17 protein-coding genes are annotated in these 17,445 nt (G+C 61.2%); 9 read left to right on the top strand and 8 right to left on the bottom strand.

Annotation, left to right across the window (positions count from 1 at the left end):
• Positions 1-86: 86 nt before the first annotated feature.
• Positions 87-872 carry a YdcF family protein gene (locus AC1DM5_RS00150; RefSeq protein WP_477823000.1) on the bottom strand — a complete coding sequence of 262 codons (786 nt, stop codon included), beginning with the start codon at positions 870-872 and terminating at the stop codon, positions 87-89.
• 465 nt (positions 873-1,337) lie between these two features.
• On the opposite strand from AC1DM5_RS00150, the gene AC1DM5_RS00145 reads away from it, so the two are divergent.
• The 4 genes from AC1DM5_RS00145 to AC1DM5_RS00130 all read left to right on the top strand — a co-directional run bounded on the left by AC1DM5_RS00145 (position 1,338) and on the right by AC1DM5_RS00130 (position 5,886).
• Positions 1,338-2,279, top strand: a complete 942-nt coding sequence (locus tag AC1DM5_RS00145; RefSeq protein ID WP_477823023.1) for an ABC transporter substrate-binding protein — start codon at positions 1,338-1,340, stop codon at positions 2,277-2,279.
• On the top strand, positions 2,276-2,935 hold the full coding sequence (locus AC1DM5_RS00140; RefSeq protein ID WP_477822999.1) for a L,D-transpeptidase: 660 nt from the start codon (positions 2,276-2,278) through the stop codon (positions 2,933-2,935). Before AC1DM5_RS00145 ends, AC1DM5_RS00140 begins: the two co-directional genes overlap by 4 nt.
• 15 nt (positions 2,936-2,950) lie before the next feature.
• Positions 2,951-3,265: a hypothetical protein gene (locus tag AC1DM5_RS00135; protein WP_477822998.1), complete on the top strand. Its 315-nt coding sequence runs from the start codon at positions 2,951-2,953 to the stop codon at positions 3,263-3,265.
• Positions 3,266-3,504: 239 nt separating this feature from the next.
• On the top strand, positions 3,505-5,886 hold the full coding sequence (locus AC1DM5_RS00130) for a calcium-binding protein (protein WP_477974419.1): 2,382 nt from the start codon (positions 3,505-3,507) through the stop codon (positions 5,884-5,886).
• Positions 5,887-5,946: 60 nt separating this feature from the next.
• Here the strand turns inward: AC1DM5_RS00130 and AC1DM5_RS00125 are convergent, their stop codons facing one another.
• The gene (locus tag AC1DM5_RS00125; protein ID WP_477822996.1) at positions 5,947-6,519 is read right to left on the bottom strand and encodes a hypothetical protein; all 573 of its coding nucleotides are present in this window, start codon (positions 6,517-6,519) and stop codon (positions 5,947-5,949) included.
• Between the two features lie 124 nt (positions 6,520-6,643).
• Positions 6,644-7,570, bottom strand: coding sequence for a LysR family transcriptional regulator (locus AC1DM5_RS00120; protein WP_477822995.1), 927 nt, complete (start codon positions 7,568-7,570; stop codon positions 6,644-6,646).
• Between the two features lie 260 nt (positions 7,571-7,830).
• Here AC1DM5_RS00120 and AC1DM5_RS00115 point away from each other — a divergent pair, with 260 nt between their 5' ends.
• Both AC1DM5_RS00115 and AC1DM5_RS00110 read left to right on the top strand, forming a co-directional pair.
• Positions 7,831-9,126: a sensor histidine kinase gene (locus AC1DM5_RS00115; RefSeq protein ID WP_477822994.1), complete on the top strand. Its 1,296-nt coding sequence runs from the start codon at positions 7,831-7,833 to the stop codon at positions 9,124-9,126.
• Between the two features lie 121 nt (positions 9,127-9,247).
• The gene (locus AC1DM5_RS00110; protein ID WP_477974417.1) at positions 9,248-9,826 is read left to right on the top strand and encodes an LOG family protein; all 579 of its coding nucleotides are present in this window, start codon (positions 9,248-9,250) and stop codon (positions 9,824-9,826) included.
• 199 nt (positions 9,827-10,025) lie between these two features.
• Here AC1DM5_RS00110 and AC1DM5_RS00105 read toward each other — a convergent pair whose 3' ends face one another.
• On the bottom strand, positions 10,026-11,189 hold the full coding sequence (locus tag AC1DM5_RS00105) for a M20 aminoacylase family protein (protein ID WP_477822992.1): 1,164 nt from the start codon (positions 11,187-11,189) through the stop codon (positions 10,026-10,028).
• 176 nt (positions 11,190-11,365) lie between these two features.
• Positions 11,366-11,824 (bottom strand): redox-sensitive transcriptional activator SoxR, encoded by a 459-nt coding sequence (soxR, locus tag AC1DM5_RS00100; protein ID WP_477822991.1) that lies wholly within the window; start codon positions 11,822-11,824, stop codon positions 11,366-11,368.
• A 103-nt stretch (positions 11,825-11,927) separates the two neighbouring features.
• Here soxR and AC1DM5_RS00095 point away from each other — a divergent pair, with 103 nt between their 5' ends.
• Positions 11,928-12,344, top strand: coding sequence for a hypothetical protein (locus AC1DM5_RS00095; RefSeq protein WP_477822990.1), 417 nt, complete (start codon positions 11,928-11,930; stop codon positions 12,342-12,344).
• A gap of 51 nt (positions 12,345-12,395) precedes the next feature.
• Positions 12,396-13,316: an ornithine cyclodeaminase family protein gene (locus AC1DM5_RS00090; protein ID WP_477822989.1), complete on the top strand. Its 921-nt coding sequence runs from the start codon at positions 12,396-12,398 to the stop codon at positions 13,314-13,316.
• A gap of 221 nt (positions 13,317-13,537) precedes the next feature.
• On the opposite strand, the gene AC1DM5_RS00085 is transcribed toward AC1DM5_RS00090, so the two are convergent.
• Positions 13,538-14,107: a DUF308 domain-containing protein gene (locus tag AC1DM5_RS00085; protein ID WP_477822988.1), complete on the bottom strand. Its 570-nt coding sequence runs from the start codon at positions 14,105-14,107 to the stop codon at positions 13,538-13,540.
• Between the two features lie 157 nt (positions 14,108-14,264).
• On the opposite strand from AC1DM5_RS00085, the gene AC1DM5_RS00080 reads away from it, so the two are divergent.
• A complete protein-coding gene (locus tag AC1DM5_RS00080) occupies positions 14,265-14,837 on the top strand; it encodes a TetR/AcrR family transcriptional regulator (protein ID WP_477822987.1) in 573 nt (190 codons plus the stop codon).
• A gap of 6 nt (positions 14,838-14,843) precedes the next feature.
• Here the strand turns inward: AC1DM5_RS00080 and AC1DM5_RS00075 are convergent, their stop codons facing one another.
• Complete coding sequence (locus AC1DM5_RS00075; RefSeq protein WP_477822986.1) at positions 14,844-15,353, bottom strand: NUDIX domain-containing protein; 510 nt, start codon at positions 15,351-15,353, stop codon at positions 14,844-14,846.
• 178 nt (positions 15,354-15,531) lie between these two features.
• Complete coding sequence (locus AC1DM5_RS00070) at positions 15,532-17,292, bottom strand: adenylate/guanylate cyclase domain-containing protein (RefSeq protein WP_477822985.1); 1,761 nt, start codon at positions 17,290-17,292, stop codon at positions 15,532-15,534.
• Positions 17,293-17,445: the final 153 nt, after the last annotated feature.

The raw sequence follows: 17,445 nt of genomic DNA, 5'->3' as shown, positions 1-17,445 counted from the left end.
CGCTCGCAAAAGTCAAAAGCGAACCGCCGGCGAGCGGCGCAGCTCTTTCAGGAATCCGTCAGCCGTCCAGGCGCAAGCCCTCTGCCTCACTGCGGATAGAGGGTCGAGACACGGCCGGCGAAATAATAGGCGACGATGCCGATCCATTCCCGCAGGCCCGTCGTAAACAGGTCGGCATTGTCAATCGGATGGCCGGCCGACAGCGCCAGGCCTTGTTCTCCAGTCGTACGGTAATCGGCGACCCAGGGCGTGACGTCCATGCCGAGATTGCGGAAGATTGCCACCGCACGCGGCATGTGGAAACCCGATGTCACGAGCAGGCAGTGGTTAAGGTTCAGTCGCTGCAGGATCACCCTTGTATTGATGGCATTCTCATAGGTATCGCGCGACTCCGCGTCATATTCGACACGGGCCGGGTCGATATGGAAATCGTCGAACATCCTGCGGATGATATCCGCTTCCTTGACGTAGCCGCCGGTGAGACTGCCATCGCCGCCAGACATGATGATCCTGGCATTGGGATAGACGCCGGCCAGCCGCACAGTTTCGATATAGCGATCAGCCGCGTCATCCAGGTTGTAGCCACCGCGCACGCCATCGACCTTTGTCGCGATCCCGCCGCCGAGCAGGACGATGCAGGCGACATCGGCAGGAGCGGCCGGCCGTGGAAAACGATCCTCCAGCTCCTGCACGATCAGTGCACCCGATGTGGTGTAAAAGCTCACGAAGATGAGCGTGAGCGACAGGAGCCCGGCCGCGATGGCGAGCCGCCGGATACGGAAGATCATCAAAATGACGCTGAGACCGATCAGCAGGAAGCCGATCGTGACGGGTTGGGACGTGAGCCAGAAAACCTTCGCGAAGAAAAACATGGGCGTGCCGGTATCCTACTGAAATGCGGCCACGAAAGCCTATTCGTGGATCCGGGGCAAGTCTGGCTTTTTGGAGACGTCCTGCCTTTTCCAGCTGATCAAGTCAATTGATAGGGAGAGTGGCGCGCAAGTCCCGCTCCCCCATTCCGCTTCGCCGCTCGCAGTACGAATTTACGGTGGCATTTACGGTAACGTACTTCCCCGGCATGCGTGTGGTGTGTTTAGGACGTGGGCAGCATAGGGGCGCAGACATTAGCCCGCCGACCATTCGGTCTCGCGTATGCGCCGGAGCCCCGGACATGACGAGAGCCATGATGAGCGGCATCGGGTCCGTCGCGCTGCTCCTCGACGGCATCGAGAATCGGAAACGGAGGGGTTTCTGTGAGACATTATCAGGGAGACAGTCCGAAACATGCGAGGCGCGCGCCCGCCGGACCGCCGCAAAGTTTCAAGCGACCTGCGGCCATGCTTGCCGCCACGGTATCGCTTTTCATCGCCTCGGTATCCCTTGGCAACGTCCAGGCCGCCGATCTCGTGATCGCCGTGCCGAACTGGCCATCGGGACAGGCGACGGCCAATATATTGAAGGTCGCGATCGGCAAGAATTTCGGCCTCGAGGCCGAGTTGCGCGAGATGGGAGAGCTCAATGCCTTTGCCGGGCTGGAATCCGGCGAGCTCGATATCCACCCGGAGGTCTGGCGGCCGAACCTCGATGCGGCAATCGAAAAATATGTCGATGAGAAGAAGGCGGTGGTTCTCGCAAAACGCGCCGTTGCCGCCTGGCAGGGCCTCTGCGCCACCGAGGACGCTGAAAAGGCCGGCATCAAGAGCGTCAAGGATCTCTCGGACCCTGAAAAGGGCACCCTGCTCGATACCGATGGCGATGGCCGCGGCGAGCTCTGGATCGGTGCCGCAACCTGGACCTCGGCGAGCATCGAGCGGGTGCGCGCCTTGAGCTACGGTTACGCCAGCAACCTCACGCTGGTGGAGGCGGAAGAGGATGTCGGCATGGCAGCCGTCGATGCAGCCGTCGCCACCGGCCGGCCGATGGTCTTTGCCTGCTATGCGCCGCACAATGTCTTCGAACTGCACAAGGTGACGCGGCTGGAAGAGCCGGCTTACGACCCCGCACGATGGAAGATCGCGCCCGGCAGCGATCCGCTCTGGATCGAACATTCGAAGGCGGATGTCGCCTGGCCGCCATCGGAATTCCACATCGCCTGGTCGACGTCTTTCGGCGCCAAACATGCTGACGTCGCCGCCTTTCTGGAGAAGGTCGATCTGACGCCTGAGGAAGTGACTGCCATGACCTACGCGCTGCAGGTGGAACGGACGCCGCCCGCCGATTACGCGGAAAAATGGGTGGTCGAGAATGCCGCCCGCATCCAGGGATGGGCAAAACCATGAACAGGACATTGCAGAAAACCGCCCTCGCCGCGCTGGCGCTGACCCTCGCCGCCTATGTCGCCCTCGCGGCCGGCACCCAGATCTACGATCCCAAGACGCGCCAGTGGGTCGATTACGACAAGAACACGGCGCGCAAATATTTCGCCCGCAACAAGCAGGTCCCGGATGCCTTCCGCCGGCAGGTCGTGACCTTTCGCACGGCTGAGGAGCCGGGCACGATCATCATCGACGGCAATCAGCATTTTCTCTACCTCGTGCAGCCGGGCGGCCAGGCGATCCGCTACGGCATCGGGGTCGGTCGCGAAGGCTTCGGCTGGGCCGGAATCGTACGCGTGGGCCGTACCGCCGAATGGCCGACCTGGACCCCGCCCGCCGAGATGGTGGCCCGCGACCCGAATGCCGCCAAATGGGCAGCCGGCCAGCCGGGCGGCCCCGACAACCCGCTCGGCGCCCGCGCGCTCTATCTCTATGCCGGCGATGCCGACACGATCTACCGCATCCACGGCACGCCGGAATCCTGGTCGATCGGCCTCGACGTATCCTCGGGCTGCATTCGCATGAACAATGACGACATCATCGATCTGCATTCGCGGATAAAGGTCGGCGCCAAGGTCATCGTCCTGATGCAGGGCGCGGCCCTCTATAAAGGCGTCTGAAACGGGGGAATTAGTATGCGCATGTTCTTGAAGAGCCGGCCGCTCCCGGCCCTGCTCCTTTGCTCGCTATTGGCACTTGCCGCCTGCCAGTCGGCCCCGCCGCCCGACCAGATGTCGCGCACGGCGGTCGAGACCGCTCCTGCCGACCTGCAGCTGCTCTGCGCAGATGCCGCCGCCAAACAGGCCGGTCTCGACAGGGCGAAAGTCCTGCCGACGAGTTCGCGCCCGGTCGAAGCCGGYGGCTTCACCGTCGATCTTGACGCCTCGGGCCGCAAGTTCGCCTGCGTCATCGACCGCACGGGCGTGGTGAGGAGCGTTCAGCCCGCGTAAGAGCGGGCCGCTCCCGACGCCCACCATTTGCCCCGCCGAAAAGTGAGAGCTCCGATGCCTGCCCGCCGATCAAGTTTTGATATTGCGGGCGATCGGCAGGTTGCATGCCCATGCCGTTCTCTTTTGAAGATTATCGGGAGTGTCGGGCAATCGTCAAAAAAGAACGGTATGGTAGCAATACGCATCGGGTCTGCAGCGCGTTCATTTTCTCGGTACTGTCTATCTGAGGAGGAAGGTAAATGCCGTTTGTGGAATCTCAGGTCAACACGTTCACGGTCAATTTTCAGTACAATGCCGCGACCACCCAGCTGCCGGGCGGCGGATGGGTGACCACATGGGCCTCCATGCTGGAAGACGGCAGCGGTTCCGGCGTTTACCAGCAGGTCTACGACGCGACAGGTGACCTCGTCGGTCCCGAAACCCGCGTCAACACCACCGTCGAGGGCAATCAGGACATGCCGGCTGTGACGGTCCTTGCCGATGGCGGTTGGGTGATTACCTGGGGAGACCAGGGGATTTCCACCCCCGGGGTCTATCAGCAGGCATTCAATGCGGATGGCACGCCGCGTGGCGGCGAGACCCAGGTCAACACGTTTGAAGGCGCCGGACAGGGGTTGCGGTCGGTCATGGGGCTAGCCGATGGAGGCTGGGTCGTCAGCTGGCTGTCGGTAGGCCAGGACGGTTCCGGATACGGGATCTACCAGCAGGCCTTCGCTGCCGACGGCTCCAAGATCGCCGGAGAGACCCGGGTCAACACCCACACCGATGGAAACCAGTGGCTGGGCTCGATGGCGCCACTCGATGGCGGCGGCTGGGTCGCCACCTGGTCATCGCCCGGCCAGGACGGTTCCGAAACCGGTGTATTCCAGCAGATCTACAATGCCGACGGCACGCCGCACGGCGGGGAAACCCTCGTCAATACCTACACCAATTCCTATCAGGACAGCGCATCCGTGGTGGCGCGCGACGGCGGCTGGGTCGTCATCTGGGAATCGAATGGCCAAGATGGATCCAGCGGCGGGATCTATCAGCAAGCCTATAATGCCGACGGAACGCGGCTCGGCACGGAGACACGAGTCAATACCACGACGGACGGCAACCAAGCCTATCATGGCTCCGCCGCATTGGGCGACGGTGGCTGGGTGGTGATCTGGATTTCGGGCGACGCCCATATCATGCAGCAGGCCTACAATGCGAACGGGACGCCGCAAGGCGGCGAGACCCAGGTCGATACCGATGGGACATATGCAGGGAACCAGAAGGTGACGGCTCTTTCCGACGGCGGCTGGGTGGTGACCTGGATGGTGATCGGCAGTAGTGAGACCTTTTATCATATCTACCAGCAGGCGTTTAATGCCGACGGGACGAAAAACGGCGATGAGACGCTCCTCAACACGCTGACCCACAGCTACAAGGATATTCCCCAGGTGGCCGCGCTCGATGACGGCGGCTGGGTCGTCAGCTGGGCGTCCGACAGTGATTATACCGATGTCCAGGGATATGACTCCGGCATCTTTCAGGTCCGCTTCGATACCGACGCCCATGCGGTGGAGCTTCAGAGCAACCGCATCTACGGCACCTATCCCGACAAGAACCTGGTCGGCACGGCCGGAGACGACGCCATATACGCGAGTTCCGGCAACGATACGCTGACAGGCCTTGCGGGCAATGACCATCTGGACGGAGGATACGGCCACGACCGGATGACGGGCGGCCTGGGCGACGATACCTACATCGTCGACACCTCGGCCGACAGGGTCGTGGAGCTGGCAGGACAGGGTACCGACACGATCCTTGCCGAAGTGAGCTACTCGCTGGCGGCCAATGTCGAGAACCTCGCCTTTGTCGCGGAGGGTAACCTGTATGCGAGCGGCAACGCGCTCGATAACGTCATGACGGGCAATAGCGGTAACAATACTCTCGGCGGCGCTGCCGGAAGCGATACGCTTTCCGGTCTCGATGGCAACGATTATCTCGATGGCGGCGCCGGCAATGACAAGCTGTACGGCGGCTCCGGTGACGACATACTCGCGGGCGGTACCGGCGACGACACCATGGATGGCGGGGATGGAAACGACAAATACAAGGTCGACAGCGCCGGCGACGTCGTCCACGATACCGGCAGCAGCGTCTGGGATTGGAACGATATCATCTATTCCACGGCCGAAACCTATTCGCTCGCAGGAACCGAAGCTGAAACGCTGATCCTTCAGGCGGGCGCCGTGACCGGGATCGGCGATAGCGGCAACAACCAGATAACAGGCAATGCTGCGGCCAACACGCTCGTCAGCGGCGGCGGCAGTGATGGCCTAGCGGGCGGCGGCGGCGCTGATACTTTCGTCCTCGCCGCACCCAGCGCATCGAACTTCGCTTTCATCAACGATTTTGGCGCGGACGATTTCCTGTCGTTCCAGCCCGGCGATTTCCAGGGCATGACCGCATCCACCCTGGATTTCCATGTCGGCAAAACCGCCATTGGCACAGACGCCCAGTTCTACTTCAACACCTCCGACCGCACGCTCTACTGGGACGATGACGGCACCGGAGGAGACGGCGCCGTCAGAGTTGCCACACTCAACGGAGCCTATATCCTGCAGTCCGGCGACTTCCTGTTCGCCTGACTTCCTGTTTGCTTGATCAGGCGCCGACGCAACATTCGTGGCCCCGCCGGCGCCTTTTTGCTATTTGTACTCGTCATAGAGCGAGAGAAGCGAGGCCTGCTCGGCAATCGTCGTCTTGATCGTTTCCGCCGTTGCCGGCTTCTTGCTCGCCGCGTCGATGGCGTCCTGGAAATTCTGCAGCGCCTCCTTGGAGGCCTCCAGGGCCTGCGCCCGGATGCGCTCGGCCATGTCGGCATCGAGATGGCCGACCTTGAGCGGCAGAAGGATCTTCAGGCCCTCGATGATCTCATTCTTGTCGATCGCCCCCTTGCTGGTCGGATCGAAGGTCGACCAGCGTTCTTCGGCGGCATCGATATCGAAGATCCTGTTATCGGCATCGGCCAGCCGCTTTTGAGCGGCCATGTACTCGTCCTTGCTCATCAGCCCGTCGCCATCGATATCGGCATCGTCGAGCGTCTGCTGGGCGGTGCGATCATAGAGTTCGGCCAGCAGTTGATCATCCGTTTTTTCCGGAGCGGTATTCACCAGTTCCCCGGTTGCTTTGTCGACCCTCCCCTCGCCAAAAACACTGACGGAAACTCTGGGCATATAGCTGAACACGTTGCGGGTTGAATTATCGGAGCCGACGATCACGGTGTTTCATCCTTTTGTTTGGCGTGTGAATGCGCGCAAACTGGAAAGCAGAACTTGCTTGAAACTGGCCGAAAACGGGTATTTGAGCCTTGCGTTACAACTGTAACGAAATTCCCGGAGAGGGCTATTCTCCTGCCCGCAGAACCGAGGGATAGGCAGCACTGCCCTCCCCGCCGAGCCGCTCCAGCATGATATCGATCAGCGCCCGCACCTTGGCCGGCACATGCGGCCCCGGCGGGCGCACCACGTAGATCGCGCCCTCATCCAGATAATAGTCGACAAGCACCGGCACGAGCGTGCCCTTGCGGATCTCATCGGCGACAATGAAAGACGGCAGTTCCGCCACGCCGAGCCCGGCGAGCGTCCAGCTCAGATGCACCTCGGCATTATCGGTCAGAAGCCGCCCGTTCGGGCGGATCGACACCATGCGCTCGCCGACCCGAAACTTCCATTCCGGAATATGGCGCCCGGAATAGATGATGCAATCATGCGAAAGCAGGTCTTCGGGCCTCTGCGGGCGGCCATGGCGGGCGATATAATCGGGGCTGGCGACGATGAAGGGCCTGACCGGCGCGATGCGGCGCGCAATCAGCGAGGGGTCGCGCAGCTCGAAGAGCCGGATCGCCGCATCGTAATGCTCGCCGATGAGATCGACAGCGCGGTCGGAGAAGGACACATCGAGCTCGAGGCGCGGATGGCGGCCGGCAAGTTCGGTCAGGATCGGCCCGAGATAGCGCTGGCCGAAGGCAAGCGGCGCGGCAAGCCTCAGACGCCCGGTGACATCGCCGCCGGCATAGGTGGCGACGGCATCCCGCGCTTCCTCGAGTTCGGCCAGGATGCGCCCGCAGCGCAGCTTGAATTCAAGCCCGGCCTCCGTTGGACTGATGCCGCGCGTGCTGCGGTTGATCAGCTGCGCGCCGAGATCCGTTTCCATGCGTGCAATGCGCCGGCTGACGATCGACTTCGAGACGCCGAGCTGCTGGGCGGCGCGGTTGAAGCCGCCGGTTTCGACCACCGCCACGAAGCTTCTGATATCATCCAGGTCGATCATCTGCGTTCCACTGAGCGCAACACCCTGTTGACGGAAGCGGGCATTGTGCCGCCCTTGCCCCCGCTCTAACCTGCCACGACTCTATTCAGCCTGATGGCTACTATCATGACGGATGTGGTGTCGCCAATGGCGGCCGCGAGGTGGATGCGCGCTCAAAAACGGCGCGCGCCCGCAACGGGAAACTATTGTCTCAAGCAAACTATTGCCCCCGCTGAAACATATGAGCCGAAACATATTGGCTGAACACATAGGAAGCGCGCATGGCCGACACGCCGATAGCGAGAAACATCGCTGCTCGATGGAATGACGCCAGACGCAGCGAGCGATCTGCCGAACAGGCGCCGATCGTCGTCATCAAAGGCGGTGTCGGAAGCGATCTGCCGGCAAGGCGCCCGCGCGGCGACGCACATCACACGGTCTCCATCCATCACCTTCCGGTTCCGGTCCTGCAGCTCGACGCCACCGGCCTGCGGGCGCTCTTTGCAGGATTGAAAGCCAGGGGTGACGCCGAGCACCTGTTTGCGAAGGGCATGTGGCAAGGGGGCATTTCAAAGGCGGGTCTTTTCGTCGCCGATGCCAACGAGATGGCCGTTTCTCTTTTACAGGCCTCTTCGTCAGAGGATCTCGTGGGGCCGGCAAGCTACCTGTTTGCGGCCTCGCCCGAGACCATCAAAAGGCTGATGCGCGCCTGGTTTGACGGAACCAAGCTCTTCTCCGAGCCGATGAAGATGCGCGGCTTCAAGGGCGCCGTCCTCGACGTCAAACTGTCGGTCACTTTCCCCTCGTCCGAAAGTCCCGACACATTGCTCGTCGCGCTGGAGGATATCACCGCACGGAGACAGCCACACGAACATGAGGTCGACCCGCTGCATACGGCGCGGCTATCCATCCTCGGCAGGCTTGCAACCTCGATCGCCCATGAGGTGAACCAGCCGCTTGCCGCAATCGTCACTGACTGCGAAACCACCATGCGGCACCTYTCGCGCGACGAGCCSAACCTTGCCAAACTCGGCGAGCTTGCCGCGCGCATGGCGGCGAGCGCCCATAGGGCGAGCGAAATCGTCAAGCGCGTCCGGGGCATGGCGAGCGGCCAGACGAACACGCGCATGCCGCTCGATCTGAACGACATCGTCAAGGACGCGCTGTCCTTCGTCGGCCATGAGACCGATATGCACGCGATCCGCCTTTCGGTTGCGTGCAGGCCCGGCCTGCCTGCCTTCCTCGGAGACCGCATCCAGATGCAGCAGGTCGTCGTCAACCTGCTCCTCAATGCCATCGAGGCCATCGTCAGCAGTGGCAAGCGGCCGCGCCGCATCGAGATCGCCACCAGCGAGGCGGACGGGAGGGTCCAATTCTCCATCCGTGACAGCGGTGGCGGCATTTCGGCTGCCGATCTCGGCCGCATCTTCGATTGCTTCTATACGACGAAGCAGGACGGCGTTGGCGTCGGCCTCTCCATCTGCCAGTCAATCGTCCTCAACCACGGCGGCGACATAAACGCCGCTAACGCCGGCGATGGCGGCGCCCTCTTCCGCGTCTCGCTGCCGGCAGGCTGACATTGCGTGATCCGGGTTGCGCATATCGGGACTGACGCCGGACAGAGCCCCCTGACAGCTTTCCTTTGCGCCAACCGACCGCTAATGCGTGTGAGCAAAAGCACAGGAAAGGCGCCCGATCATGACACGTTCCATCAAGTCCATCGCGGTATTCTGCGGATCGAACTTCGGCGCAACGGAAGATTTCGCCGATGGAGCCCGGGCGCTTGGCCGGGCCATGGCCCGTGAGGGTATCGGCCTCATCTATGGCGGCACGACAAAGGGCCTGATGGGCATCGTCGCCGATGCCGTGCTCGAAGCCGGTGGCACGGCGCATGGTGTCATAACCGAAAGCCTGCATCAGCGCGGCCATTCGCACCCGAAGCTCACCACGGATGAAATCACGCCGACGCTCCGCATCCGCAAGCAGCGCATGGCCGAACTTGCCGATGCCTTCATCGCGCTGCCGGGCGGCATCGGCACGATCGAAGAACTGATGGAGGTCTGGACCATGAACCAGCTCTCCGAGATCGATAAACCCGTCGGCCTGTTGAACTCCGCGGGCTTCTTCGACGTCTTTCTCAAGTTCATCGACCACATGGTGGAAACGAAATTCCTGCCGCCGGCGCATCGCTATTCGATTTCGGTCAATGCGGATGCGAGCGGGTTGATTGGGGATCTGCGGGCGTTTCAGCGGGTTGAAGTGCCGAAGTGGTTGTGAGGGGCCTCTCCGGCACGCTGGGTCGGTGCCGTGGTAAAAACCCCTCCCCACAAGGGGGAGGGACTAAACGCGGCACCGCGTCACTCCTCCCGAGACGTCGAAATTGTGGAAAGCGGGCGCGGCAGTTTAAGCCCCTCCCTCTTGTGGGGAGGGGTTTGGGGCGGGGTCTTTGATCAGGGCCGAACCAGCCGCAATCCCCCTACTTCCCACCAAGCTCCTGCCCGACCAGCGACAGCCAATAGCGCACCCCATGCGCAATCGCCTTGTCGTTGAAATCATAGGCCGGGTGGTGCAGGCCCGCGCTATCCCCATTACCGATCAGGATCATCGCGCCAGGCCGCTTCTCCAGCATGTAAGAGAAATCCTCCGCCCCCATCGACGGCTCGTAAGCCGCATCCACCTGTCCATCGCCGGCGACCTTCGATGCCGCCGCAACGATGGCCGACGTCCTCCCGGCATCGTTGACCGTGACAGGATAACCCGGTCGCCAGTCGATTTCTGCTTCGGTTTCGAACAGCTTCGCCGTGCCATGCACGATCTCGCGGAACCGCTGTTCGACGGCCTTCCTCGTATCCGCCTGCATGGTGCGGATCGTGCCGCCGAGGCGTACGGAGGCCGGGATGACATTCAGCGCCTTGTCGTTACCCGCTTCCGAGAAGGTGATGGAAACGACGACCGGATCGAAGGGATCGGTGAAGCGCGAGGCGATCGATTGCAGCGCGGTCACCATATGTGCGCTGACGAGAACGGGATCGCGCGTCATGTTCGGCGCAGCCGCATGCCCGCCCTTGCCATTGATGGTGATGACGAAACGGTCGGCACCCGCCATGAACGGACCGGCGCGCGTCGCAAAGGAACCGATCTCCAGGCCCGGCTCATTATGCATGCCATAGACCTCGTCGATGCCGAAGGTCTCGAGCAACCCCTCCTCGATCATCACCCGCGCTCCGCCGCCGCCCTCCTCCGCCGGCTGGAAGATCAGCACGACCTTGCCGGAGAAATCCCGGTTCTCGACAAGGCACTTTGCGGTGGCAAGCAGCATGGCCGTGTGCCCGTCATGGCCGCAGGCATGCATGCGGTTGGCATTTCTGGAGGCATAGGGAAGATTGGTCAGCTCCGACATCGGCAGCGCATCCATGTCGCAGCGAAGCGCGATCGTCTTGCCCGAACCCTTCGTACCCTCGATAACGGCGACGACGCCGGTTTTGGCAAGCCCTGACGTGACATTCTCGCAGCCGAATTCCGCAAGCTTGCCGGCCACGAAGGCCGCCGTCTCCGGCAGATCGAAGAGCAGCTCCGGATTCTGATGGATATGACGGCGCCAGCCCTTGGCCTCTTCGGCGACGGCTTCGATAGTGCTCATGATGGTATCCTCGTGATGTGGCTGGCCGGGCCGTGGGGAGCGGCGAAGGTGGGGTAGTGCGAGATTAGCCGCTGCGGCTGCGATTTGCCAACCGGGGAATGGATCGGAAATACGAGAGAGCCGGACTTATCGATCGTCGCCGGCCATGCGCGTTCCAGGGCAAAACAGATCTTGTCCTAGTTTTTGACTCCCCGCTTTTTCCCATCGATTAGTCGATGCGGGCCTGGCCCCCTCAACGCAAGTTTGTCTCCCCAGTTGACTAGCCCGCATTTATCGAGGGAAAGACACCCACAGCCGATGCAATCGGAAAGTCCATCGCGCAATTTCTGGAGTTGATGTATCCGTGAGTTCAATTCCTCCCGCCACCGCTGGGACATGGTCTCCCAGTCTTCTTTGGACGGTGGTTGTCCCGCTGGAAGGCAAGACAACGCGTCACCAATGGAATTCAAAGAAATCCCAAGATTCTGAGCGACTTTGATTACTGCCACTCGCCGTAAAACATCGCTTGAATACCGTCTCTGATTTCCTGCTGTGCGGTAGCTTCGGACGAGACCCTTGGTCTCGTAAAAGTGAAGCGCGGAAACCGCCACCCCCGACCGTCTGGCAACGTCTCCAACAGTAAGCTCCCGCGCCATTTACCTACCCCCTTGACCTCAAGTTCACTTAAGGTTGTAGGAGACTTATCGCGGCAAGACAAGATACGTGATTTTCGCAGTTGGGCCGCGGTCAGGATGATGGATGGCTTTCTTCAGATATTCAAAAATTCGGAACTCCAGAGGACGCACGGCGATCGCGGCTGTGGCCTCGCAAACCTTTGCAGTTGCGTTCCTCGTGCTTACGTTTCGCGCTATCAGCGCCTATAGCGAAGCATCAACTCATGCCGTCTCAGAATTTGTGACAGCGATCGTCGGTTTTGAAACGGGTTTTTTCTATGCTGTATTTGCCTGGCCGCTAACGGTTCGACGAGCCGTCCTCGTTTCTGTCGCAGCAGTTGCGCTCGCAGCGTTCTACTGGGCGGTTTCTCCAGAGCCCCAAGACCAGTGGCTTGCCCAAATCATAGCTGGCGCAGGCGCCGGGCTATTGACCGCGGTAGCATTCGATGGCGCTTCTTCACGCCCCCTGCTTTTCCAAGGGTGCGGTGATGCTTGTATCTAGATACCCGCCAATGCGTAACATCAAGGCAACTTCTCATCGGAAGGCGCAGTAATGGTCAAACTGCTCGGCGATCGCGACCTCATCGGCTACGATGTCATGGCCAAGGCAATCGATGTCCTGGAATTGGCCTTTCGAGCGAGGCTCGACAACAAGATGGTATCGCCACCAAGGCATCACGTTTCCTTCGGAGAGCATGGCGATCTAGTCTTCACAGTGGGAGGGATACTTGGCGAAGCTCCACTGGCCGGATTCCGTGTGTACGATACGTTTCAGAATTCGAAGCAGTCGCAAATCGTCGCCGTCTGGTCGACGAACGAGGGGACGCTGAAAGGCCTGGTTCTTGGGGAACGTCTCGGTGCCATCAGGACCGGCGCAATTGGCGGCGTTGCGATACGGCATCTGAGCTCGCAGCATGCGAAGTCTGTCGCCGTAATCGGTAGTGGCGTCCAAGCACGAACTCAGCTTGCTGCGGCCGTAGCAGTCAGAGCGATATCCTCAGTTCGGGTGTACAGCCGGGATGTGGTCAACAGAAAAGCTTTTGCCGAAGAGATGCAACGCGATCTCGGTGTAGAGGTCACGCCCGTCGAAAGTGTTGCGAAGGCGACGATGGATGCCGACATCGTTATCTGCGCGACCTCGAGCCGGACCCCAATATTACATGCTGCAGATCTGACGCCGGGCGCTCACGTCAACACCGTTGGCCCCAAGCTTGTTGGAGGGCATGAAATTGGGCTCGACATCGCCGATACTGCCAAGATCATAGCCACCGATGCGCCCGAACAAATGCAAGCCTACGCGTCACCTTTTTTTCTCGCTGGCACGCGACACGAAAATCGAATGGTCGATCTGGCTGAGTTGGTTTCTATGCCCGGAAACACCTGGTCCTCGTCAGAGGACATAACTCTATTCTGCTCTGTTGGGCTCGCCGGAACCGAAGTATTGCTGGCATCTGCTCTGCTCGACGCATTTTGACCTCATAGATATTCCTGCGGCGTGCGCGCGGTGGCTGGATTCCCGTGACATCCCTCGCGCTGGTGCGGGCACACAGGAATGAAGGAGGTATATGGGTGCCTCACCGGCAGCATTCATCCCACCGCGCCGGGATATGCCGAAGCGAACGATGTAATTTTGACTAAGCTCTCGAGGCCACGCGCGGCGCGTGGCCCATGACAAGATTGGGCTCAATGCCATGCTCAAGGCAGAACTTCATGGCTGCCTTTCCGATATGCAGCAACCGTCATCCACACAGCCGACAGCAGGAAATAGAAGGCACCAAACCCCGCATAGGGCGCAATGTCGAGGATGCTCGGCGGCGTGGTACCGAACGACTGGCTGATCATGAAACCGCCGGCGAGTGTCGATTGCGCGCCGCTGAGGATCATCGCCCATTGCGCGCCGTAGATGCGCCAGCGCCGCACGCCGGCCGAAAGCTGCAGGAGGCCGGAAAGGATGGCCCAGACGCCGAAGACGGCGAGGACGGCATAGGTGCTGTTCAGGACGGCGATGATGACGGCAAGTGTGGTGATCGTGCTGACGGCGACGTTGAACGTCTGGGCGGGATTGGCCTTCAGGCCGCCGTTCGAGCGGGCATCCACCAGGTTCGCCGCCGCATCCCAGGCCGGATAGATGACGAGCAGCACGGAGGCGAGCGCGGAATGCCCTCCCGAGAGAATGGCGGCGAGGATCCAGCCGATCGAGAACAGCGCACGGACGAAATAATAGGATCGCAACCAGCTCGATTGCGGAGAAGATTGGTTTTGCATGACAGGCTCCTTGTTGTGTCTTCCTACTAGTAGGTAGATAAATTTGCAGAGTCAACCGTCAAACGCCGCTGCCCTCTGCTCGGCTGGAACACATGCTCGTGAGCGAGCACTCTGTGCCAAACTTGACAGCCTTCCTACCCGCAGATAGGCAAGCTGCATGGAACAGACGACCTCGGAAAAGATCCTTGATGTAGCGCAGTCCCTCGTCGTGGCGGGAGGCTATAACGGATTCAGCTATGCCGATATTTCCGATGCGGTCGGCATCCGCAAGGCAAGCATCCACCACCATTTCCCCACCAAGGCCGAGCTGGTGCAGGTCCTGGTCGATCGCTATACGCAGCGCGCCGAATCCGGCCTGAAGTCGCTGAGGGAGCACGTCCCCGGCCCTGTCGAGCAGCTGCAGGCCTATCTGAACTACTGGCAGAAATGCATCCTCGACGCGTCGGAGCCCTTCTGCGTCTGCGCCATGCTCGCGGCCGAAATACAGATGCTGCCGGAGCCGGTGGCAGCCCATGTGCGCCGGCATTTCGAGAACCTCGCAGCCTGGCTGACATCGGTGCTGAAGGCCGGTGTCGAGAAGAAGCTCTTCCGGCTCGCCAGATCGCCCGAGGAAGAAGCACAGATCCTGATGGCGTCAGTCCACGGCGCCATGCTGTCGGCCCGCGCGCTTGGCAACCCCAGCCTCTTTGCCGCGATCGTCGGCCCGCAGATCGCCAGACTTAAAGCATAGAAGCACTCAAGGCATAAAAGCGGTCGCCGCGCCGTCCCGATGGACCACATGCGTAAAGCCTGATGGCGTCTGCGTAATCAGCGGTATCAGGGCTGCCGGCTTGAGATCGAAGCCTGACAACTGCTCCGGCAGCGCCCAGCGAAATTCCAGACCGACATTGTCTTCCGCGCCGCGATAAACGATCTCGTTCTCGATCATCGGTGGCGGTGCGTGCAGTTCCACATCGTAGTAGAATCCCAGCTCATGGGCTTTCCTGCCGCCAAGCTCGAAGAAGTTCTCGATCAGCAAGCGCAGAGGACCGATGGTCGAACCGCTTCCAAGCTCTTCCTCGATCTCCCGGGCCAGCGCCTCGGCCGCCGCTTCATGAAACTCCACCCTGCCGCCCGGAAGCGCCCAGAACGGATCGCTGACGGCCCGATGGATCAGGATGCGCCCTTCCCGCCAGATCAGCGCCGCCACCCTGAAGTGAAATCGTGAAGCGCCCTTGTCCAGGACGATCATGGTCCGATCGCTCATCATCTTCCCCTCTGGCAATGCGCGTTGAATCAAGGCGATCCCTGTATCGCACCTGGCGCCGGATGTCCCCCATCGGCTGATAGCGCGGATGCGGCACACTGCCTCGGCTGCCGGCCAGTGCCTGCAACAAGCTTTTTGAAGAGATCCCCAACAGTCGAGCTGGATGCTCTGGCGATCATCATCTCAACAAGAGTGACTTCTTCCGGGCTGCGGGCTTGCGCGGCGTCAACGGCAGGCCGGCATCGCAATTCCGCTCAACAAGGGTTTCGGTGACGGCCTCGTCTGCATAGGTCTCCTGCATCCGGATGTAGACCGCCGACAGGCTCGGATCGAGAGAAAGTGCCTGCCGAACCAGGAATTCAGCCTTTCCAGCGTCGCCGCAGGCCATGCTTGCGGCAACCTGGTAGAGCGACTTGCGCCTGGTCTGGAAGGGCAGCGTCAGGGCGACGCGCATCATGTCTTCGAAACGGCTCAACGCGTAGAGGGCCGCAACCCGCTCTTCGGTGATCCAGACCGGCAGGAAGGGATCAAGCGTCTCGGCGCGATCAAGCATTTCGAGGGCGCGCTCGGCCTCCCCGGCATAGACATAGAATGCCGCGCTGCGGCCGAGAATATAGGCGTCGTTCGGAGCGAGTTCGTGGGCACGAATGTGATGGTACCGCGCCGAAACGAAGTCGCCCGATTTCATCTTGATCGCGCCCATGATGCGATGGGCTTCCGGGTCGGACGGGTCGAGGGCGAGTGCGTGCGCAACCTGCTGTTCGGCCCTATTGAGGTCAAAGCTTGGCAGGTTGCTCCACGAGCAGACATGCATTGCGAAGGGACGGCCGAAACCGGGATCGGCAGCCATTGACCGCTCGAACCAGGCCATGGCTTCGTGCACGTGAATATCCGACACGCCAATCAGGCGGTGATGGTCCAGACCACGCAGATAATATTCATAGGCCGTCATATTCTCCGGGCGTTTCAGCCGTGCTGCCGCAAGTTCCGACTGCTCGACCCGTCCGGACACGGTTGCTGCAACACGAGCGATGATCTCGTCCAGCACATCGAGCAATTCGCGAAACGGACGCTTGATACGATCCGACCAGATGACGAGCCCTTCTCCCGTCTCGGTAAGCGCGATGTTGACCCGCAGGTCGTCGCCCACCTGCCGGATCGAGCCGCTGATGACATAGCCGACGCCGAGAAGGCGGCCGATTTCGACGGGATCTTTCGTCGTCAGCGCGGTTGCCGCCGAGCGCGAACTGACAAACAGGCCCCTCAGGCGGCTGAGTTCGAGCGTCAGGTCGTCGGTAATGCCCTCCGCCAGGAAACATTGATCTGCAACAGCGCCGGGCGCCACGTCGAACCGAGCTACTGCAATCGAGTTGGTCCGGGGAGATTGGGCAGCATTGGGGGCGGATCGCGTCGGAGCGAACTGAAAGACGTGACGATCCACCAGTTCAGTGACCCGGTAAATCCGGATCGGCTCCAAAATTCCCTTCAGCTGCCTTTCGCCGATGTCTTCGAATCCGCAAGGCGAGACCCGCCGGACCTGATCGTAAAGCAGCCCTGAAACCTCGATCGCGCCAGGTGGCGCAGACGCCTCGATGCGCGCGGCGATGTTGACCCCATCGCCGCGCAGGTCCGAGCCGACGACGACGACATCAGCGAGATGGAGGCCGAACCGCATATCGCCGCCGCTCGCTCCGGGAAGGGCAGCGATCTCGGCACGCGCCTCGATAGCAGACCTGAGCGCATTGACGGGGCTGGCGAACTCGGCAAGCAAGGCGTCACCCGCCGTGCCGAAGACACGGCCGTCATGGCGCTGGACGACCATGCGAACAGTCTCGAGGACAGTATCGATCCGGGCAATCGCGCCTTCCTCATCTGATTCCATTGCCGTGGTGGAGCCGACGAAATCCCCGACCATGATCGTAGCCAGCTTGCGCTGCATTCTCGATCCCTCCCGCAACAGAAGCACGCGATGACGCAATGTAGCATATTCGCAGGCTCGGATGTTTTGCGATTGGCAACGGCGAGGCGATGGCAGGCCGGTGGGACATTTGCCGCTTCCGGCACATGGTCGCGGACGATCCGCGCTTTGACG

Source organism: Rhizobium sp. 01T437, from assembly GCF_056398505.1.
The sequence above is the reverse complement of the archived record's forward strand: the minus strand, read 5'-3'. Positions and strand labels throughout refer to the sequence as shown.